The following is a 20,495-nucleotide window of genomic DNA, read 5'->3' as shown; positions in this document are numbered from 1 at the left end:
GATGCTGCGTTACATCCTTGCCCGGATCGCGATGATGGTGCCGACGCTCTTCGTGATCTCGGTGCTGGTCTTCACCATCATCCAGCTTCCGCCCGGCGATTACTTCGAGAGCTATGTGCAGGAGTTGCAGATGCTCGGCGAACCCGCCGACCTGCAGGAGATCGCGCTGCTGAAGGAGCATTATCATTTCGACGACCCGATGCCGCTGCAATATCTGCATTGGGTCACCGGCATGGTGCACGGTGATTTCGGCTACAGTTTCGAATACCGCATGCCGGTGAGCGAAGTGGTGGGCGACCGGCTCTGGCTGACGATCATGGTCTCCACGGTGACGATCGTGTTCACCTGGCTTCTCGCCTTCCCGATCGGGGTCTATTCGGCAACGCATCAATACAGCTGGGGGGATTACGGGCTGACGCTGCTCGGCCTGATCGGCCTCGCCATTCCCAACTTCATGCTGGCGATCATTCTGATGTATTTCGCCAATGTCTGGTTTGGCCTCTCCATCGGCCATCTGATGGACATCGAATACCTGAACCAGCCGATGAGCTGGGACAAGCTGCATTCGATCCTCGCGCATCTGTGGATCCCGGTGGTGATCATCGGCACCGCGGGCACCGCGGGCATGGCGCGGCGGCTGCGCGCGAACCTGCTCGATGAGCTGGGCAAGCAATATGTCACCACCGCCCGCGCCAAGGGGCTCTCGCCCGGACGTGTGGTGGCGAAATATCCGCTCCGCCTCGCGCTCAACTTCTTCGTGGCCGATATCGGCTCGGTGCTGCCGCAGATCATCTCCGGCGCCGAGATCACCGCGATCATCCTGTCGCTCGAGACCACGGGGCCGATGCTGATCCGCGCGCTGCAATGCCAGGACATGTATCTGGCGGGATCTTTCCTGATGTTTCTGGCCTTCCTCACCGTGATCGGCGTGCTTGTCTCCGACATTGCGCTGAGCCTGATCGACCCGCGTGTGCGGCTGCAAGGGAGGCGCGGATGACCCCCCCGACCGAACCGGATATGCAACCCGGGCCGTTGCCTGCACCGGGCGCGGCGCCGGGCCATTTCGTCTCCGCCGAACCCTTCGATCCCGCGGCGGAATCTCCGGGCCTTGCGGGCGGGCTTGGTGGTGCGGCGGGCGGTCAGGCGAGCCAGCTCCGCATCATGTGGATCAAGTTCCGCCGCCACCGGCTTGCGCTGATTTCGGCGGTGTTCCTGATCGTGATGTACACGACGCTGCTGATCACCGAATTTCTCGCCCCCTACCGGCTTGAGGATCACGACTACACCGCCATCTACGCGCCCCCGCAACAGGTGCATCTGTTCCACGACGGCAGCTTTGTCGGCCCCTTCGTCTACGGGCAAAGCGTCACCCTCGACATGGTGCGGCTCAAGCGGGTCTATGCGGACGACCGCTCCGATGTGCAGAAGATCCGATTCTTCTGCCACGGCACCCCCTACCGGATGCTGGGCCTGATTCCGGGCGATCTGCACCTCGTCTGCCCGGCCGAAGGCGGCCGGTTCAACCTTCTGGGCACCGACCGGCTCGGGCGTGACATTCTGTCGCGCATCCTCTATGCGGCGCGGGTTTCGCTCACGATCGGGCTTCTGGGCACCTTCGTCGCCTTCTCGCTTGGCATCCTCATCGGCGGCATTGCGGGCTATCGTGGCGGCTGGTTCGATGTCGCGATGCAGCGCACCATCGAGGTGATCCAGTCGATCCCCTCGATCCCGCTCTGGATGGCGCTCGCCGCAATCATCCCGCTCACCTGGAGCCCGATCTTTGTCTATCTCGGCATCACCGTGATCCTTGGCATGCTGGACTGGACCGGGCAGGCCCGCGCCGTGCGTTCCAAGCTGTTTTCCTTGCGCGAAGAGGATTATGTGCTGGCGGCAGAGCTGATGGGCGCCCGGCCCCAGCGCATCATCTGGCGCCATTTGCTGCCCGGATTCATGTCGCATCTGATCGCCTCGGCGAGCCTTTCGGTGCCCGGCATGATCCTTGGCGAAACCGCCCTCACCTTCCTCGGGCTTGGCCTGCGCCCGCCGATCACAAGCTGGGGGATCTTGCTCACCGAAGCGCGCGGCATCAACATTATCGCGCTTTATCCATGGCTTCTGTGGCCGATGGTGCCAGTGGTGCTGGTGATCCTCGCTTTCAACTTTTTTGGCGACGGGCTACGTGACGCCGCCGACCCGCTCAGATAAACGTGTCCGGCGCTAACGGAGTGGCGCTTGCTTGTCCCGAAGGTTTTGACCAGTAGTGTGCCCATGAATAGCCAGCGCCTCGAAAACGCCCGTATCCTCATGTATAGCCACGACACTTTCGGTCTTGGTCACTTGAGCCGATGTCGCGCGATTGCCAATGCCCTTGTCGAGACCTATCGCGGCCTCTCGGTGATGATCATCTCGGGCGCGACAATAGCGGGGGCCTTCGATTACCGGGTGCGGGTCGATTTTGTCAAAGTGCCGAGCGTGATCAAGCTGCACAATGGCGAGTATCAATCCATGGCGGCGCATACCTCGCTCACCGATACGCTGGCGATGCGACGCGCGATCATCCGCCATACCGCCGAAAGCTTCCGCCCCGATATCTTCATCACCGACAAGGAGCCGATGGGGCTGCATGGCGAGGTGGAGGAAACGCTGGCCTATCTCAAGGCGCGCGGCACGCGGCTGGTGCTCGGGCTGCGCGAGATCATGGATTCCCCCGAACTTCTTGCCAGCGAATGGGCCGGCAAGGAGATGATGGAGAAGATCGAGGCCTATTACGACGCGATCTGGGTCTACGGGCCGGAAGGGTTCAACGACCCGCTCTCCGGGCTCGATGTGCCCGAAACGGTGCGCGCGCGCATGCATTACACGGGCTTCTTGCGCCGCAGCCGCCCGCGCTCCGAGGCGATCCAGCCGCGCCCGGCAGAGGGCTATCTGCTCGTCACCACCGGGGGCGGCGGCGATGGCGCGGCCCTGGTGGAGGCGGTGCTCGCCGCCCATGAACACGCCCGAACCACGCCCGAAGAGGCCGCGGTGCCGCGCACGCTGGTGGTGTTCGGCCCCTATCTGCCGCCGCGCGAACGCACCGATTTCATCGCCCGCGCCCGCGCGCTGCCCAATGTCGAGATCATCGAATTCGACAACCGGATGGAAGATCTTGTTGCGGGTGCACGCTGCGTGGTGGCGATGGGCGGCTACAACACCTTCTGCGAGATCCTGAGCTTTGACAAACCCGCGCTGATCGTGCCGCGCACCACGCCGCGGCTCGAGCAGGCCCTGCGCGCCGAGCGCGGGCAGGAATTTGGCCTTGTGCGGATGATGCCCGCCGAAGACATCACCGACACGCCCCGCTTTGCCGGGGCGCTGCGCGCGCTGTGCGATGCGCCGCCCCCCTCGCAAACAGTCGATGCGCGGATGCGCTCGGTGCTGGAGATGAACGGGCTCGAAACGGTCTCGGCCGATGTCGGCGAATGGATCTTTTCGGCCGCGCGCCCCGCCCCGCCGCCGCGCCCGGCCCATCGCGAACCCGCCCCGGAAATCCGGCTCGGCTCATGAGTGATCCGCTCCTCGTTGTTGTGCTCAAGGGCTATCCGCGGCTCTCGGAGACCTTCATCGCGCAGGAGCTTTTGGGGCTTGAGCGCGCGGGGCTGAGGCTTTCTCTTGTGTCGCTGCGCCGCCCGACCGACACGCGCATCCATCCGGTGCATCGCGAGATCAAGGCGCCGGTGCATTATCTGCCCGAATATCTGCACGAAGAGCCGCTGCGCGTGGCGCGCGCGGCGCTTTCGGGGCTGCGCCTGCCGGGCTTTCGCGCCGCGTTTGGCGCGTTCTGGCGCGATCTGAAACGCGACATCACGCGCAACCGGCTGCGCCGCTTTGGCCAGGCGCTGGTGATGGCGGCGGAGCTTCCGCCCGGAAAGCTCTGGATTCACGCCCATTTCGCCCATACCCCCGCCTCTGTCGCGCGCTATTGCGCGCTGCTGCGGGGCCAGAGCTTCACGATTTCGGCCCATGCCAAGGATATCTGGACATCGCCGGACTGGGAGCTTGCCGAGAAGATGGCACAGGCGCGCTGGACCGTGACCTGCACCGCGTCGGGGCGCGATCATCTGGCCGGCCTCGCGCCCGGTGCGGCGGTGCATCTGGCGTATCACGGGCTTGATCTTGACCGGTTTCCGCCCTTCGCAGGCCCCCGCCCGCCGCGCGATGGCCGCGCGAGCACCGATCCGGTGCAGATCCTCTCGGTGGGCCGGGCGGTGCCGAAAAAGGGCTATGACGTGCTGTTGCGCGCGCTTGCCAAACTCCCTCAGGGGCTGCACTGGCGCCTCACCCATATCGGCGGCGGCGGCGAGCTTGCGCGGCTGCAAACGCTCGCGCGCGAGCTTGGCCTTTCCGGGCGCATCAGCTGGCAAGGCGCGCTCGCGCAAGAAGACGTGCTTGCCGCCTATCGCAGCGCCGATCTTTTCGTGCTCGCGAGCCGACGCACGCCCGAGGGGGACCGCGACGGGCTGCCCAATGTGATCGTCGAGGCGGCGAGTCAGGGGCTAATGCCGATCGGCACCGAGCTATCGGGCATCCCGGAATTTGTCACCGAGGGCGAGACGGGCCTGCTCTGCCCGCCCGAAGACCCGCAAGCGCTGGCCGCCGTGCTCACACGCGCCATCACCACGCCCGATCTGCGCGCCCGCCTTGGCGCCGCGGCAGAGGCGCGGGTGCGCACCGAGTTTGACGCGCGCCCCGGCATCGCCCGGCTCACCGCGCTTTTCCGCAGCGCCTGGGGGGGCTGATGGCAAACCGTATTCTCTTTTATATCCAGCACCTTCTGGGCATCGGCCATCTGGCGCGTGCAAGCCGCATCGCCAGCGCGCTGATCGAGCGCGGCGCCGAGGTCACGCTCGTCACCGGCGGCATGCCGGTCTCGGGCTTTCCGCCGCCGGGGGTGCCGCATGTGGCGCTGCCGCCGCTGCACGCGGCCAGCGAGGGCTTCAAGGGCCTTGCCGATGGCTCCGGTGCCGTGGCCTCCCCCGCCTATCTCGACGCGCGGCGCGATCTTCTGCTCCAGACCTTCCGCGATCTGCACCCCGATGTCGTCGTGACCGAAGCCTTCCCTTTCGGGCGGCGCCAGATGCGGTTTGAACTTCTGCCGCTGATCGCAGCGCTTGAGGCCACCACGCCCCGGCCACGCCTTGTTGCCTCGGTGCGCGACATCGTGCAGGAAAAGACAAAGGCAGGCCGTGACCGCGAAACGGTGGAGATGATCCGCGCGCATTACGACCTCGTGCTCGTGCATGGCGACCCCGCTTTTGCCGCGCTGAAAGACAGCTTTCCCCTCGCCGACGACATCGCCGACAAGATCCGCCACACCGGGCTTGTGGTGCCGCCCGCGCCGGAGCCCGCCACAGACGGCGTCGATATCGTGATCTCGGCTGGCGGCGGCGCGGTGGGCGCGGCTCTGTCGCGCGCGGCGCTCGGCGCGCTCGCGCACCTGCCCGGGCGGCTCTCGGTCTGCCTGATCACCGGGCCGAACCTGCCCGAGCCGGTGCGGGCCGACCTTGCCGCCACCGCCGCCCGCCTGCCGCAGCATGATCTGCGGCTCGAAACCTTTTACCCCGGCCTTGCCCGGCTTCTTGCCGCCTCCAAGCTCTCGGTTTCGCAGGCGGGCTACAACACCGTGGGCGACATCCTTCAGGCGGGCTGCCGCAGCATTCTGGTGCCCTATGCGGCGGGCGACGAGACCGAGCAGACCCGGCGCGCCGAGCGCCTTGAGCGGATCGGCCGCGCGCGCGTGATCGCAGAGACCGGGCTCGATGCCGAAAGCCTTGCCGGGGCGATCACCGAATCCCTTGCCGCAGCAAGGCCCGCACCGGGCGGCGGCGGGCTCGCCCTTGATGGTGCCGCGCGCTCTGCAGAACTTCTGTGCGCCCTTGCCGAGGAAGGCTGAGCTTCACGGCACTGGCGCTTTGACCCGCTCTGCGCCATAACCCGGCTAACCAAGCGACGGACGGTGCCCACCGCCCTCGCCTTCCCGCGTGATCCGGATCGAGCTGATGGACCCCAAACTGTTTCGGTATATCTGGACCTATACGCGCCGCGAGCAGATCGCCATCATGCTGATCGTTCTCGTGTCGATGATCCCCTATTACATGGCCTTCGATCTGCCCAAGGCGATCGTCAACCAGCCAATCCAGGGCCACGGGTTCGAAACGCCGGGCGCCACGCTGCCCTTTCTGGACCTGAGCGTCTCGCTCCCCGGGCTCGGCCCCGTCACGCTCTTTGACGGCTTCCAGCTCGACCGGCTCGAAACGCTCGCCGCGCTCTCGGTCACTTTCCTCGCCATGGTGATCGTGAACGGGCTCTTCAAGCTCACCATCAACACCCGCAAGGGGCGGCTCGGCGAGCGGCTCTTGCGGCGCATCCGCTATGACCTTGTCGACCGGATCCTGCGCTTCCCCAATGCGCGGTTCAAGCAGATCAAGGCGGGCGAAGTCTCCAGCATGGTGAAGGACGAGCTTGAGCCACTCGGCGGCTTTGCGGGCGATGCTTTCGTGCAACCCGCGCTTTTGGGCGGGCAGGCGCTCACGGCGATGCTCTTCATCTTCGTGCAGCATTTCTGGCTGGGCATGATGGCGGCGGGGATGGCGGCGATTCAGGTGCTGATCATCCCGCGCATGCGCCGCGCGCTGATCGTGCTGGGGCGCGAGCGGCAGGTGACGGCGCGCGAGCTTGCAGGGCGCGTGGCCGAAATCGTCGACAATATCGAGACCGTGCACGCCAATGACGGCGGCAACTGGGAACGCGCCGATATCGTCAGCCGGCTCGCGCGGATCTTTTCGATCCGCTACGAGCTTTATCAGCGCAAGTTCATGGTGAAGTTCCTCAACAACCTGATCTCGCAGATCACACCGTTTTTGTTTTACGCGATCGGCGGCTATCTCACGATCACCGACCGGCTCAACGTCGGCCAGCTTGTTGCGGTGATCAACGCCTACAAGGAGCTGCCGGGGCCGCTGAAGGAGCTGATCGACTGGGATCTGGCGCGCCAGGACACGCAGATGCGCTACGAGCAGGTGGTGGAGCGGTTCGAAGACGAACACATGGCAGAGCCGGAGCCGGAGCCCGGCGAGGAGCTTTGCACACTGCCCCCCGCGCCGGCCCTTGAGGTGATGCATGTCACGGTGAAAAGCGACATGGGCGCGGTTTTGCTTAATGATTTCAGCCTTGAAATCCCACCCGGGCGCACGGTTGCGCTCACCGGCGGCTCGCTTGGCGGCTCCAGCGTGCTGGCCGAACTCCTCGGGCGCATCCTCACGCCCTCAAAGGGCCGCGTCACCGTCGACGGGCACGATCTGTTCCGCCTGCCCGAAAGCCTTGCCACGCAGGCGATCGGCTATGTCGGCTCAACCCCCGCGATGTTCTCGGGCACGATCCTCGACAATATCTGCTACGGGCTGCGCCACCGGATCCCGCTGATCACCCATGAAGATGGCTCGCCCCGCATCGACGCCAACCACAACCAGTGGCATTGGCGCGAAACGGCGCGTGCCGGCAACCCGCTCTTCGATGTCGATGGCGACTGGATCGATTACGACGCGCTGCAACCGGTGAGCGGCCCCGAAGGGCTGCTGCCGTCGATTGCCACCGTGCTTGAAGTGGTGGAGCTGAGCCAGGAAGTGCTGATGCTCGCGCTCAAGGAACGGATCGGCCCGGAGGCGGGCACGATCCTGCCCGAGGGGGTGCTCGCGCTGCGCACCATCTTGCGCGAGCATCTGACCGCGCATCGGCTCGAGGGGCTGGTTCTGCCGTTCGAACCGGACCAGTTCAACATTCAGACCACGATTGGCGAAAACCTTCTCTTTGGTGTGACGGGCGATCCGCAAAACCGGCTGCCGAGGATCGTGCGCCACCCGTTCTTTGCGCGCACGCTGATCTCACAGGGGCTCGACGCAGAGCTTTTTGCGCTTGGCTGGAACTTCGCGCGGATCACCCTCGATCTCTTCAACGGCGTTGCCGATACGCCGGAGGTGCTGCAATGGCTCACCTACATGACACCCGAAGAGATGCCCGCCTTCGAGAAAACGCTCGCCCGCACCACGCCTGACGGCGCCGACAGTGCCACGCTCGAAGACCGGGTGCGGCTGATCCGGCTCGCCTTTGACTATGTCGAGCCGACCTACCGCTTTGGCCTGCTCGACGACGGGCTGCGCGCGCGCGTGGTCGCCTGCCGCCACAAGCTGCACGCCAACATGCCCGAGGAGCTGCGCGCGCTGGTCGATCGCTACGAGCCGGCGCGTTATCTGTTCAACGCCTCGCTGATGGAAAACATCCTGTTCGGCAAGATCAACCGCCGCTACGGCCACGCCGAAGAGCGGGTGCAGCAGGCGGTGCTGGCGGTGCTCAACCGCGCCTTCGAGACCGACCCGGAGATGCGCGATCAGATGATGGGGCTCGGCCTCGCGCAGGAGGTCGGCCCGGGCGGGCGGCGCATCACGCGGCTGCAGCGCTCCAAGATCGGCCTCGCACGCCTGCTGATTCGCAACGCGCGGTTCTATGTGCTCAACGAGGCGCTCGCGGGGCTCGATCCTGCGTTGCAACAGCGTCTGGTGAACAACATCTTGGAGTATTTGCACCAGTTGCCGCAAAAGCCCGGCGTGATCTGGGCCCTCACCAACACCACTTTTGCCCGCCAATTCAGCGAAGTGGTCGAAATTCGCGATGGTCGTGCCCATTGATGCCTCAGGCAGCTCTCTGATGCGTGAAGAACTATTTACGTAGCTTTCATGCGCCCCCATATTATAGGAGGAGATGGTCTGGCGACGGACCCTCCCGACTGGGAAAGGAGACTTTCATGCTGTTTCGCGATGAAGTCGAACTGATCGGCAAGCTGCCGCTGCTCTCAGGGGTGGACCCCTCCCGGCTGCGGATGCTGTGTTTTGCATCAGACCGGGAAGCATTTTCCCCCGGAGATGTGATTTTTCGTGAAGGCGAGACCAACGAGGGCGCCTATGTGATCCTCTCGGGCGAGGTCGATGTGCACAAGGCCAGCGACGGTAGCCATATCATCAAGCGCGGATCAGAGGCCGGCGTGGCGATTGTCGGGCAGAGTTCGATGATCCAGGACGCGCCCTATGCCGCCACCGTCACCGCCCGCACCGAGATCGAGGCGCTGCGACTGAACTCGCGCTGCTTCATGAAACTGATGGCCTCCTGCCCGAAAAGCAGCGAAAAGATCATGAAGGCGCTTGGGGCGCAACTCAACGCCAATGGCGTGATCGCGCCCGGCGCCGCCTCGGATTACTTCGACCAGATCCGCAAGGCGCACTGACCCCCGCCGGCTGACGCCGCCTCTCCCGAGGGGGCGGCTTTTATCCTTCAAGCTCCGCAAGCAACCGCTCCGCGCCAACCCATTGCGCGCCGGCTTGCGTTGTGAGTGCCGCGAACTCTTCCAAGAACGCCCAGCAGGCCGCATCATGCACAAGATGATGCGTCAAAAGCCCGGCATAGGGCAGATCCGTCTGCGCCAGGGCCGCAAGGTCTCGCCAGAGCGTGTCGGGGGCGCGCAGGGAGCGCGTGCCGTGCCAGTCCATGATGTCGAGATGGGTGTTGATCTGCGCCACCGGCCCCTGCCCTTTGGGCACGCCAAAGGTGGAAAGCGCCTTGAACCCCGCCGCCCCGAGCCCGGCACGGACCGCGGGCGCGATCCGGTTCCACGGCGGCACAAGGAGCGCGAGGCAGCGCTCAGGGTGCAGCGCGCGAAGCTGCGCATGACCGCGGGCAAGCTCCTCAAGCACGCTCTCGGCCGGGCGCGCCGGACCAAGCTCGCATTTCTTTTCCTGCGGCCCGGCGTGATTGGCGTGGCTGTAGCCATGCGGCGCGACGCGCACGCCCGCTTCCCCCGCCAGCCGCTCGGCAAGCGCGGGCCCGCTCGGCGCCGCCCCCTCGGGCGCGGGGATCACCGCAAGCGTGAGCGGCAGCCCGTGGCCTGCCACAAGATCGAGAAGCCGGTCGAGCGGGGCGCTCGGCGCCACCGCATCGTCGTCGCGCCACCACAGCCGCAGCGGTCGCCCGGCGGCGGCACGCGCAGAAAGCGCCTCGATCGCCCGCCGTTTTCCCTCATCCATCGGCGTTCTCCTTGCCTTTCATCGCGCAGGCAAGCCCGCGCGCCAGATCTGCCACCGCGCGGGGCCGGGCATGGCGCGCGAGCACCCGCGCCCGGGCCGCCGCCCCCATCTGCCGCTTCAGCGCGGGATCGTCGAGAAGCCGCGCCAGATCACGCGCGAGCGCCGCCACATCGCCGGGCGGGCTCAAGAGCCCCGTCTCCCCCGCCGCCACCACTTCGGGCACCCCCGCGGTTGCCCAGCCAACGACCGGCAGCCCCGCGGCCTGCGCCTCCAGATAGGCAAGCCCATAGGCCTCACCGCAGCCGGGCCAGAGATAGACATCCGCCGCCGCCAGTTCTGCGCGCACCCCCTCGGGGGGCAGCGCACCGGAAAAGCGCACCCGGCCCGGCGGCAAAAGCGCCTCCACCTCGGCGCGCATCGGCCCGTCCCCCACCACGGTGAGCGCCCAGTCCGCGCCTGCAGGCAGATGCGCGAGCGCCTGCGCCAGGGCGCGGTAGCTCTCCATCTTGTCGCCCGCGCGCATCATCGCCACGGTGACGATGCGGCGCCCGGCAAGCGGCGCGGGCGGCGGCAGCGCCGCCAGTTCCAGAAACGGATGGAGCCGCATCAGCGCAAGCCCCGGCGCCCCCGCATGGAGCCCGGCTGCATCGCGCGCGGTGAGGGCAAAATTCATCCCCGCGCCAAGCAGCGCGCTGCGCATGCGCCCCTGCGTCTCGGCCCAGAGCCCGATATTGCGACGCGCCGACAGCGAGGCCTCGGCGCTGACCCAGGGCAGGCCGAACCGGGCCGCGAGCGGCGGGCCGATCAGATCTGGCGCCTTGTAATAGGGGTGGTAGCAAAACCACAGATCGGGCGGGCCCGCGCGCTCCCAAAGCGCCGCGATGCGGGCGCGCTCGGCCGCGGCCTCCGTCTCAAGGCGCTCGAGCGCCGCGCGGTCCTCTGAGCGCGGCAGAAAGGCGCGCAAGGAGGAGGCGAGCCCCACCTCCGCCCCCGTCGCCGCAAGCGCCGCCATCAACTGCCGCGCCATCAGCCGGTCGCCCGAGGCCACCGGATGGTCGGGCGCTTTCAGCGGCGCGTAAAACGCGATGGTCCGGCACGGCGGGGGGGCAGGCATGCTCACCTTATTCGCCCAGCCCCGCGCAGACCGAAGCCGGGGCCACAGCGCGGCAGGCAGGCCCGCGCGCGAAACTGTCAAAATAGAGCGTCCAGGGGCTTTGATGCGCGTCGCGGTAAGGGCCGAACTTGAAATACTGGTGCTTGCCCAGCCCCTTGCCCGCAGCGCCGATCACCCCCTCCGCGCGCACCACCCGCCGCCCGTCAACGACAAGCTCGATGCGCCCGCCTCCCTCCGGCCCGGGCCGGGTGTAAAAGAGGTAATCGTGCCAGATCGGGCGCGCGGCGGGCAGGAACCCGGGGCCGCTGAGCCGCAACGCATCGCTGCAGCGGTCGAATTCACGCGCGAGTTCTGGCCGCCAGCCCGCGCCCACCGCCACCAAAAAGCGCATCTGCCCGGTGTCCGGCCGCAGCCAGACCGGCACCAGCCCGCGCGGGCATTGCCCCTTTTCTGGCCGGGGCAGCCCCGGCCGGGGCGGGTGATAATTGCTCTCGATCGTGGCGAAGAGCACGCCCGCGCGCATCCTGAGCGCCAGAAACGGACTGAAATCGCCCTCTGCCCCCGGGCGAATTTCGCGCTTCCATTGCATCATGACATAGCGGTGATCATCTTGCGGCACCGGCGCGCCAAGCCGCATCGAGAGCGCGGTCCAGACGCCTTCCTCGTAGGGCACGCGGTTGCGGGTATCTTGCCAGACCTCGGCACGCTCGCTGCAGCGCAGGGCGTCGGGCGCGCAATGCGGCACAACCCTGAGCTCAAGCGCCCCCTGCCCGTCCCGCGCCCCCTCCTGCACGAAGCGGTAGCTTCCCGCGCGCTGCTCGGCATTGTCGCGGTAATAAAGGCCGCTCTGCGGAGAAAACGCCCCGCCCTCGAAGCCGTCACGCAAAAGCCGTGCCGCCGGGTCTGGCCCGGCGGACACCGTCTGCGTGAGGGGCCCCCCCGCAAGCAACGCCAGAGCCAACACCCGAGCGATCCGGCGCAGCGCGGCTGCCCGAACGGATAAATCTGGTGACTTCATGCAACCTCGGCCGTTGTTTCAGGTTCCTGCCCTCGGGTCAGCTTGACACGCCCGCGCCGAACTTCCAAGTCGGACCCACCAGCTCAGGACATCCCATGCAAGACCTTTCCGAACCGCTCTCGCCCCTCGCCGCAACCTTGATGGACCGGATCACGACCCGAAAGGCGCGCGCCGGCGTGATCGGGCTCGGCTATGTCGGGCTGCCGCTCGCGGTGACGCTTGCCCGCGCCGGTTACAGCGTTACAGGCTTTGATATAGACCCCCCCAAGGTGGCACAGATCGCACGTGGTGCGAGCTATATCGAGGCGGTCCCCTCGGAGGTTCTGGGCCCGCTCGTGAGCGCGGGCCAGCTTGAGGCGACCGCAGATCTCGCGCGGCTTTCCGAGTGCGATGTGATCGCGATCTGCGTGCCGACGCCGCTCTCAAAACATCGTGACCCGGACCTGAGCTTTGTCGAAGAGACCACCCGCGCCGTGGCGCGCACGCTGCGCCCGGGCCAGTTGATCATCCTCGAATCGACCACATGGCCCGGCACCACCGACGAGGTGCTGCGCCCGATCCTGCAGGCGGGCGGCCTTGTCTCCGGGCAGGAATTCTTCCTTGGCTTCTCGCCCGAACGCGAAGACCCCGGCAACCGCGATTTCACCACCGCAACGATCCCGAAAGTGGTCTCGGGCGACGGGGCGGCGGCGCGCGCGCTGGTCGCGGCCTTTTACGGCGCGGCGCTGGAGCGGATCGTGCCGGTCTCGACCAATGCCACCGCCGAAGCGGTGAAAATCACCGAAAACGTGTTTCGGGCCGTCAACATCGCGCTCGTGAACGAGTTGAAGGTGGTCTACGACGCGATGGGGATCGACATCTGGGAGGTGATCGAGGCGGCGAAAACCAAGCCCTTCGGCTTCATGCCCTTTTATCCGGGGCCGGGCCTTGGCGGGCACTGCATCCCGATCGACCCGTTCTATCTCACATGGAAATCGCGCGAGTTCGAGCTGCCGACCCGGTTCATCGAGCTTGCGGGCGAGATCAACGCCGCGATGCCGCATTATGTGGTCGACCGGCTTGCCGAGGCGCTCGACCGGCATGCGGGCAAGGCGCTGAGCCGGTCGCGGGTGCTGGTGCTGGGCGTTGCCTACAAGAAGAACGTGCCCGACATGCGCGAGAGCCCGGCGCTGAAGCTCATTCATCTGCTCGAAGACCGCGGCACCGAGGTGCTCTATCACGACCCGCATGTGGCCGCGATTCCGCGCACCCGCGCTTACGGCCATTTCGAGGGCCGCTGCTCGACCCCGCTCACCCCCGAAACCGTGGCCGGGCTCGATGCGGTGCTGATCGCCACCGATCACGACGCGGTCGATTACGCGCTTGTGGCCGAGGCGGCGCTTGTGCTCGACACCCGCAATGCCATGCGCAAGCACGGGCTGGAGGGCGCGCATATCTTCAAGGCCTGATCTGCCCCGATGAAAAGGCCCCCGTCCTTGCGGACAGGGGCCAGGTTCGTCGATCAGGCTCTTCATTGGTGCCCGAGGTTTTGGTTTCGCCTGGGCCTTCTCGACGTCTGGGGCAAGCGCACCTGCCCCGGATCTCGGTCTCAGTGCAGCGCGCGCGCACCGGCATGCATCAGCGTCACCGTGGTGGTGGCGCCCGCCATGCGGATATCGGTCACATCGAGCCCCGCAAGCGGCAGGCCCGCGCCCGTCACCTCGATCGTGGCGCCGCCAAAGCTCGCATCAATCAGCCGCCGCAGCGCCTCGCCCTTCGCCTCGGCTTCATAGCCGCCGGGGATGGGGCGCAGCGCCACTTCGGGCAGGGTCTTGGTGCCAACGATCAGATGCACGGCAGGGTCTCTCTAAGCTTTCAGGAACGTCAGGGGATCGGCAGGCCGCACCTGGCGCGCGGCCCCGTTCTGTCTCAGCTGCAGCCGCTCGTGGCGCCGCAGGTGTTGCACTTCATGCAGGTGCCGTTGCGCACGAGCGTGTAGTTGCCGCATTCGCCGCAGGCCTCACCCTCGTAGCCCTGCATCTTCGCCTTGGCGCGCGCATCCATCGACACCACGCCGGAGGCCACCGCAGTCGAGCTTGTCACCGCCACATTCGCCCCCACGGCCATGGCCGTCTCGGGCACCAGCGTGTTGAGCGCGGCAACCGGGTCCAGCCCGCCCATGCCGCCCTTGAGCACCACAAGCTCCTGCGGCAGCCGCTTGCGCAGATAGCCGCTCGAGGAGATCTGGCGCAGCACTTCGAGCGATTTCGAGGCCGCGCTCTCGCTCACCGGCTCGACATTGGAGCGCTTGCCCTCGTCCTTGCCGCCGCCCAGATCGTCAAACATCGTGCCCTGCGGCTTGATGTGGGCCAGATCGGTGCGGTCGAGATAGCTCACCGCCAGTTCGCGGAACACATAGTCCAGTATCGAGGTCGCGTTCTTGATGCTGTCATTGCCCTGCACCATGCCCGCGGGCTCGAATTTGGTGAAGGTGAAGGCGTCGACAAACTCTTCCAGCGGCACGCCATATTGCAGGCCCACCGAAACCGCGATGGCGAAGTTGTTCATCATCGCGCGGAAGCCCGCGCCTTCCTTGTGCATGTCGATGAAGATCTCGCCCAAGGAACCATCGCCATATTCGCCGGTGCGCAGATAGACCTTGTGGCCGCCGACAACGGCTTTTTGCGTGTAGCCCTTGCGGCGATCGGGCAGCTTTTCGCGGTGCGAGCGCACGATCTCTTTCACGATGATCTTCTCGACCACCTTTTCGGCCAGCACGGCGGCCTTTTCGGCCTGGCTGCCGGTGGCAAGGATCTCTTCGGCTTCCTCATCGTCTTCCACCAGCGCCGCAGCGAGCGGTTGGGAAAGCTTCGAGCCGTCGCGGTAAAGCGCATTGGCCTTGATGCCGAGGCTCCACGAAAGCTCATAGGCCGCCTTCACATCCTCGATGCTCGCGCTGTTGGCCATGTTGATGGTTTTCGAGATCGCGCCGGAGATGAAGCTTTGCGCCGCCGCCATCATGCGGATGTGGCTCTCCACGTTCAGATAGCGCTTGCCCTTCTTGCCGCAGGCATTGGCGCAGTCGAACACGCCCAGATGCGCGGATTTGAGGAAGGGCGCGCCCTCAAGGGTCATCGTGCCGCAAACATGGTCATTCGCCGCCTCGATCTGCGCGCGGGTGAAGCCCAGATGGCGCAGCATGTCGAAGGTCGGGTCGCTCAGCTTCTCGGCCGGGATGCCAAGGGTTTTGGTGCAGAATTCCTCACCCAGCGTCCATTGGTTGAAGACGAAGCGGATGTCGAAGGCCGAGGGCAGCGCCGCCTCGATCTTCTCGATCTCGCGCGGGCCGAAGCCATGGCCGATCAGCGCGGTGTGGTTGATGCCGGGGCAATTGCCCAAGCTGCCATGGCCCACCGCATAGGCGATGATCTCGGCGATTTGCGCAGAGGAATAGCCAAGCGTTTCGAGCGCGCCCGGCACCGAGCGGTTGATGATCTTGAAATAGCCGCCGCCCGCGAGCTTCTTGAATTTCACCAGCGCGAAATCGGGCTCGATGCCGGTGGTGTCGCAATCCATCACAAGGCCGATCGTGCCGGTCGGGGCAATCACCGAGACCTGCGCATTGCGGTAGCCATGCGCCTCGCCAAGCGCGAGCGCCTCATCCCAGGCCATCTTGGCAAGCGCGATCAGGCCCTGATCGGGGCAGTTCGGCGCATCGAGCGCGACGGGCGGCACCTGCAGGCCCTCATAGATGCCATTGCCATGCGCCGCGGCGCGGTGGTTGCGGATCACGCGCAGCATGTGCCTGGCGTTTTTCGCATAGCTCGGAAAGGCGCCGAGTTCGGCCGCCATCTCGGCCGAGGTTGCATAGGCGATACCGGTCATGATCGCGGTCAGCGCCCCGCACAGCGCGCGGCCCTCATCGCTGTCATAGCCAAGGCCCATGTTCATCAAAAGCCCGCCGATATTGGCATAGCCAAGGCCCAGCGTGCGGAAATCATAGGAGCGCTGCGCGATTTCCTTGGACGGGAATTGCGCCATCGTCACCGAGATCTCAAGCGTGACCGTCCAGAGCCGGGTGGCGTGGATATAGGCTTCCGCATCGAACTCGCCGCCCTTGAAGAAGGTCAGCAGGTTCATCGAGGCGAGGTTGCAGGCGGTATCGTCGAGGAACATGTATTCCGAGCACGGGTTCGAGCCGCGGATCGGCCCGTCTTCGGGGCAGGTGTGCCACTCGTTGACCGTGTCATGGAACTGGATGCCGGGGTCGGCGCAGGCCCAGGCGGCATGGCCCACCTGATCCCACAGATCGCGCGCCTTGATGACCTTGGCCACCTTGCCATCGGTGCGGCGCAGAAGCTCCCAATCCGCGTCGTCCTTCACCGCCTTCAGGAAGGCGTTGGTGACGCGCACCGAGTTGTTCGAGTTTTGCCCCGACACCGAGATATAGGCATCGCTGTCCCAATCGGTGTCATAGGTCGGAAATTCGATCGAGGTGAAGCCCTGCCGCGCATATTGCAGCACGCGGTTGATATAGGTCTCCGGGATCATCGCCTTCTTGGCGGAGCGGATCGCCGCCTTGAGCCCCTCGTTCACCGCCGGATCGACGCGCCCGCCCTCAGAGCCGTCGAAGCTGCGGATCGCCTCGAAGATCCGGTTCAGCTCGCGTTCGTGCATTTTCGAGCCGGCAACGAGCGAGGCAACCTTTTGCTCTTCGATCACCTTCCAGTTCACGAATTCTTCGATATCGGGGTGATCCATGTCGCAGATCACCATTTTCGCGGCGCGCCGCGTGGTGCCGCCCGATTTGATCGCGCCGGCCGCGCGGTCGCCGATTTTGAGGAACCCCATCAGGCCGGAGGATTTGCCCCCGCCCGAGAGCTTCTCGCCCTCGGCGCGCAAGCTCGAGAAGTTGGTGCCGGTGCCGGAGCCGTATTTGAACAGCCGCGCCTCGCGCACCCACAGATCCATGATGCCGCCCTCGCCCACGAGGTCGTCCTTCACCGATTGGATGAAGCAGGCATGGGGTTGCGGATGCTCATAGGCCGAGGCCGATTTCACGAGCTTGCCCGACATGAAATCAACGTAGTAATGGCCTTGGCTCGGCCCGTCGATGCCGTAAGCCCAGTGCAGCCCGGTGTTGAACCATTGCGGCGAGTTCGGCGCCGCCATCTGCGCCGCGAGCATGTAGCGCATCTCGTCGTAATAGGCGCGGGCGTCTTCCTCGGTGGTGAAATAGCCGCCCTTCCAGCCCCAATAGGCCCAGGCGCCCGCCATCCGGTCATAGACCTGCTTGGCGGAGCTCTCGCCGATGAAGCGGTCTTCCTCGGCCATCTTTTCAAGCGCCGCAGTGTCGGGGACGGAGCGCCACAGGAATTCGGGCATGCCCTCTTCCTTGACCCGCTTGAGCGCGGCCGGAACGCCCGCCTTGCGGAAGTATTTCTGCGCCATCACATCGGCGGCAACCTGGCTGAACTGCTCGGGAACCTCGACGCAATCGTTGTGGAACACGATCTTGCCATCCGGGTTGCGGATCTCCGAGGTGGTGGTGGTGAAGGCAATCGCGCCATAGGCGCCGCTTTCCGCCGAGGTGAACTTGCGTTCGATCTTCATCTGCCCGTCCCTTGGTGCGTTCGTGGTCTCGTTTCGGTCTTGAGACGCCTAGAAGACCCGCTTGCAAATCCCCTGCCCGGGATCTCGCAATTGCGGGTCGTGCCTGGCGGCCGACCGTTTTGATTGGCTGTCTCGCTTGAGCTGCCACACTAGATCTGGTGGCTCAACTTACGACGTCCCACAACCTGCCGCGTGCAGCGGGCAGCGTCAACGCAATTTTCACCAATTCCAGATGCGTTTTTCGGTTGACGGGGGATGGCGGATTTTCCGCCCAGATTCTTCCACATCCGGCAAGGTCGCGGCGCAGCTCGGGAAGGCGCGAATTTCCCTTTCTGCGCACCCTTTTACACGTCAAAGTTGCCGAAAATCCTGAAATCATCCACAGCCCCCCAATATCTTGTGGAGAATTTGAGCACGGACCGCGCCCGGGCCTGGCGGCGGCTGCAGTGGGGCCGATCTGCCACAGTTCCGCGCCAAAGCGCGGAAAAAGAGAGCAAAAGACGCTTCAAACTGCGGTGGGGGATTCGCGCCTCCGGCCCGCTCACACCACAATATACAGCCCCCGCCCGCGGGCTCGGCCCATACTATATGTGGTAGACCTATCCTTTTGATGGATGGGCCGCAAATAAGGATGGGGCGCCGAGTCGCGGCATTTTTCGGGGTTTACTGGCGCACGAAGGGCCGATCAGCGGGATGGTCGGGGCGGCGAGATTCGAACTCACGACCTTCTGTACCCAAAACAGACGCGCTACCAGGCTGCGCTACGCCCCGACGCGCTCTCTCTAGCGGCAGGGCGCGGTGCTGAAAAGCAGAAATCTCGGGGGAGGATCTCAGGGCAGGAGCGGGGCGACCGCAAACCCCGGCGCCAGCCCCAGCGCCGCGGCCTGCCCGCCGCCCAGTTCGAGCACATATTGCACCGGTCCGCCGGAGGGGATCGGGGTCTCGTCGAGCGGGCGGGCGTGCGCATTGATCCGCGCGATCCGCCCCGACGCATCAATGAAGATCATGTCGAGCGGGATGAGCGTGTCGTGCATCCAGAACGCGACCACCTGCGCCTGGTCGTAAACGAAAAGCATTCCGGTGCCCGGCGGCAGCGCGGTGCGCCCCATCAGCCCCTGGGCACGTTCCTGCGCATCATCGGCAATTTCGACGCGGACCCCTGCAAGGGCCGCGCCCTGCCCGTCAAGGATGCACAGCGCGCCAAGTCCGCCCGTCGCGCGCGCCGCAGCCAGAGCGGCGGGCGTGCGAGATTCAGGCACACAAGGCCCGGCCCAGGCCGCCCCGGCACTCAAGAGAGAGACTGTCAGACAGATCAGGCGCGCAGCGCCGCTTCCCAGCTTGCGACCTGCGCCGCCATGCGGCCCCGCCGCCCCTCGATCACCCGCAAACATACCGCTTCCCCCGGCGCCAAATCGGCAAACCCCGAGCGGCGCAGCACCTCGACATGGATGAACACATCTTCAGGCCGACCGAACACATTTGCAAAACCAAATCCCTTGGCCTTGTCGAACCACTTCACCCGCGCGGGCTCATAAGGGAGCGCCGCCACCATCTCGGGATCAGCGTCGCCAAGATCTTCGATCGGCGCGAGTCTTGTTTCCGTTTCCGGCGGCAGGATCTCGAGCACTTCGACCGCCTGCGCGCCACGCGGCGTCGCCTGCACGCGCACCCGGATACCGGCGTTGTCTGCCACGGAGCCCTGACCGAAGTTGCGAAGCACATTCGCGTGCAGCAAAATATCCGGCCCACCCTCTTCATCGAGGATGAAGCCGAAGCCCTTGCCTGCATCAAACCATTTAACGCGCCCGGTAATTTCCCGGACACTGTTGTGTGTTTCCAGCATTCGCCGTTGTCCTTGCCCTTGCGCGGGCCACCTTCGGATCTCTCGCGCGTCAGGTCTCAGTTGTCACAGGTTTGCGACCGGATTCAAGCCGAAAAGACCGATCAGTTCGGATGTTTGCAACTCACGAAGCGCGAATGGCGGCACCGATGCATCACTCGGAAAAACGTCATAAGAACAGGCTTTCACGGGTTACGCCGCGTCACCTCCCAGGGGGTTCCGGGGGCGTCGCGCACCCAGCGAAACCTGTCGTGCAAGCGAAAAGCCCCGTCTGCCCAGAACTCTATCTCCAGCGGCACGATCCGAAAGCCGCCCCAGAATGGCGGCCGCGCAGGCATCGGCCCATGGGTGGCCGTCACCTTTGCAACCTCTGCCATCAGCGCCGCGCGGGACGAAAGCGCTTCACTTTGCCGCGATGCCCAGGCGCCCAACCGCGACTTGAGCGAACGCGACGCATAATAGGCGTCCGCCTGCGGCCCGTCCTCGCGACTCACCAGACCGCGCACCCGGATTTGCCGCCGCAGGCTCTTCCAGTGCATCACAAAAGCGGCCTTGCCCTGCCCCGGCCCCTCCGCCCCGATCTCCTGCGCCTTCACCGAGGTGTAATTCGTGTAGAAGAGAAACGCGCCCCCCGAAGGCGCCTCCCCCCCCTCGATCTCCTTGAGCAGCACCATCCGCACATTGGGCAAGCCCTCCGGGTCGACCGTGGCAAGCGCGATCGCATTCGGATCGTTGATCTCGGTCTTTTCGGCTTCGGCGAGCCAGACCTGTGCCAGCGCGAAAGGATCGTCCCCCGCGAAAATACCCGTCCTGTCGCTCATC

16 protein-coding genes and 1 tRNA gene are annotated in these 20,495 nt (G+C 65.6%); 8 read left to right on the top strand and 9 right to left on the bottom strand.

Features of this window, described 5'->3' with window-relative positions; genetic code table 11:
- The first annotated feature begins 1 nt into the window (after position 1).
- From ACFSM0_RS08450 to ACFSM0_RS08420, 7 genes are all read left to right on the top strand, one after another.
- Entirely contained in the window at positions 2–997 is a 996-nt protein-coding gene (locus ACFSM0_RS08450; RefSeq protein ID WP_377389246.1) for an ABC transporter permease, read from the top strand.
- Entirely contained in the window at positions 994–2,205 is a 1,212-nt protein-coding gene (locus ACFSM0_RS08445; RefSeq protein WP_417716680.1) for an ABC transporter permease, read from the top strand. Before ACFSM0_RS08450 ends, ACFSM0_RS08445 begins: the two co-directional genes overlap by 4 nt.
- A gap of 63 nt (positions 2,206–2,268) precedes the next feature.
- Positions 2,269–3,546 carry a glycosyltransferase family protein gene (locus tag ACFSM0_RS08440; RefSeq protein ID WP_377389243.1) on the top strand — a complete coding sequence of 426 codons (1,278 nt, stop codon included), beginning with the start codon at positions 2,269–2,271 and terminating at the stop codon, positions 3,544–3,546.
- Positions 3,543–4,778 (top strand): glycosyltransferase family 4 protein, encoded by a 1,236-nt coding sequence (locus tag ACFSM0_RS08435; RefSeq protein ID WP_377389241.1) that lies wholly within the window; start codon positions 3,543–3,545, stop codon positions 4,776–4,778. The genes ACFSM0_RS08440 and ACFSM0_RS08435 overlap by 4 nt, the downstream gene beginning before the upstream one ends.
- Entirely contained in the window at positions 4,778–5,932 is a 1,155-nt protein-coding gene (locus ACFSM0_RS08430) for a glycosyltransferase family protein (RefSeq protein ID WP_377389238.1), read from the top strand. The genes ACFSM0_RS08435 and ACFSM0_RS08430 overlap by 1 nt, the downstream gene beginning before the upstream one ends.
- A 106-nt stretch (positions 5,933–6,038) precedes the next feature.
- A complete protein-coding gene (locus ACFSM0_RS08425) occupies positions 6,039–8,720 on the top strand; it encodes an ABC transporter transmembrane domain-containing protein (RefSeq protein WP_377389235.1) in 2,682 nt (893 codons plus the stop codon).
- Positions 8,721–8,836: 116 nt separating this feature from the next.
- Positions 8,837–9,313 carry a cyclic nucleotide-binding domain-containing protein gene (locus tag ACFSM0_RS08420; protein ID WP_377389233.1) on the top strand — a complete coding sequence of 159 codons (477 nt, stop codon included), beginning with the start codon at positions 8,837–8,839 and terminating at the stop codon, positions 9,311–9,313.
- A gap of 40 nt (positions 9,314–9,353) precedes the next feature.
- Here ACFSM0_RS08420 and ACFSM0_RS08415 read toward each other — a convergent pair whose 3' ends face one another.
- Genes ACFSM0_RS08415 through ACFSM0_RS08405 form a run of 3 tightly spaced genes read right to left on the bottom strand, consistent with a single transcriptional unit; the run spans position 9,354 to position 12,184 of the window.
- Entirely contained in the window at positions 9,354–10,109 is a 756-nt protein-coding gene (locus ACFSM0_RS08415) for a polysaccharide deacetylase family protein (protein WP_377389231.1), read from the bottom strand.
- The gene (locus ACFSM0_RS08410) at positions 10,102–11,223 is read right to left on the bottom strand and encodes a glycosyltransferase family 4 protein (RefSeq protein WP_377389229.1); all 1,122 of its coding nucleotides are present in this window, start codon (positions 11,221–11,223) and stop codon (positions 10,102–10,104) included. Before ACFSM0_RS08410 ends, ACFSM0_RS08415 begins: the two co-directional genes overlap by 8 nt.
- Positions 11,224–11,230: 7 nt before the next feature.
- Positions 11,231–12,184, bottom strand: coding sequence for a polysaccharide lyase family 20 protein (locus ACFSM0_RS08405; RefSeq protein WP_377389227.1), 954 nt, complete (start codon positions 12,182–12,184; stop codon positions 11,231–11,233).
- 152 nt (positions 12,185–12,336) lie between these two features.
- On the opposite strand from ACFSM0_RS08405, the gene ACFSM0_RS08400 reads away from it, so the two are divergent.
- Entirely contained in the window at positions 12,337–13,689 is a 1,353-nt protein-coding gene (locus ACFSM0_RS08400) for a nucleotide sugar dehydrogenase (RefSeq protein WP_377389224.1), read from the top strand.
- 140 nt (positions 13,690–13,829) lie between these two features.
- Here the strand turns inward: ACFSM0_RS08400 and ACFSM0_RS08395 are convergent, their stop codons facing one another.
- The 6 genes from ACFSM0_RS08395 to pdxH all read right to left on the bottom strand — a co-directional run bounded on the left by ACFSM0_RS08395 (position 13,830) and on the right by pdxH (position 20,494).
- A complete protein-coding gene (locus ACFSM0_RS08395; RefSeq protein WP_377389222.1) occupies positions 13,830–14,075 on the bottom strand; it encodes a hypothetical protein in 246 nt (81 codons plus the stop codon).
- Positions 14,076–14,149: 74 nt separating this feature from the next.
- A complete protein-coding gene (locus tag ACFSM0_RS08390; protein ID WP_377389220.1) occupies positions 14,150–17,833 on the bottom strand; it encodes a vitamin B12-dependent ribonucleotide reductase in 3,684 nt (1,227 codons plus the stop codon).
- A gap of 694 nt (positions 17,834–18,527) precedes the next feature.
- Positions 18,528–18,604, bottom strand: a tRNA-Pro gene (locus ACFSM0_RS08385).
- A 59-nt stretch (positions 18,605–18,663) separates the two neighbouring features.
- Complete coding sequence (locus ACFSM0_RS08380) at positions 18,664–19,092, bottom strand: DUF192 domain-containing protein (protein ID WP_377389218.1); 429 nt, start codon at positions 19,090–19,092, stop codon at positions 18,664–18,666.
- Positions 19,093–19,145: 53 nt separating this feature from the next.
- A complete protein-coding gene (locus ACFSM0_RS08375) occupies positions 19,146–19,676 on the bottom strand; it encodes a cold-shock protein (RefSeq protein WP_377389216.1) in 531 nt (176 codons plus the stop codon).
- Positions 19,677–19,858: 182 nt separating this feature from the next.
- Complete coding sequence (pdxH, locus tag ACFSM0_RS08370; protein WP_377389214.1) at positions 19,859–20,494, bottom strand: pyridoxamine 5'-phosphate oxidase; 636 nt, start codon at positions 20,492–20,494, stop codon at positions 19,859–19,861.
- Between the last annotated feature and the right edge of the window lies 1 nt (position 20,495).

Source organism: Rhodobacter lacus, from assembly GCF_042683065.1.
In the GTDB taxonomy this organism is placed as follows: Bacteria; Pseudomonadota; Alphaproteobacteria; order Rhodobacterales; family Rhodobacteraceae; genus Rhodobacter; species Rhodobacter lacus.
This window is presented reverse-complemented; position numbering and strand designations above follow the sequence as displayed.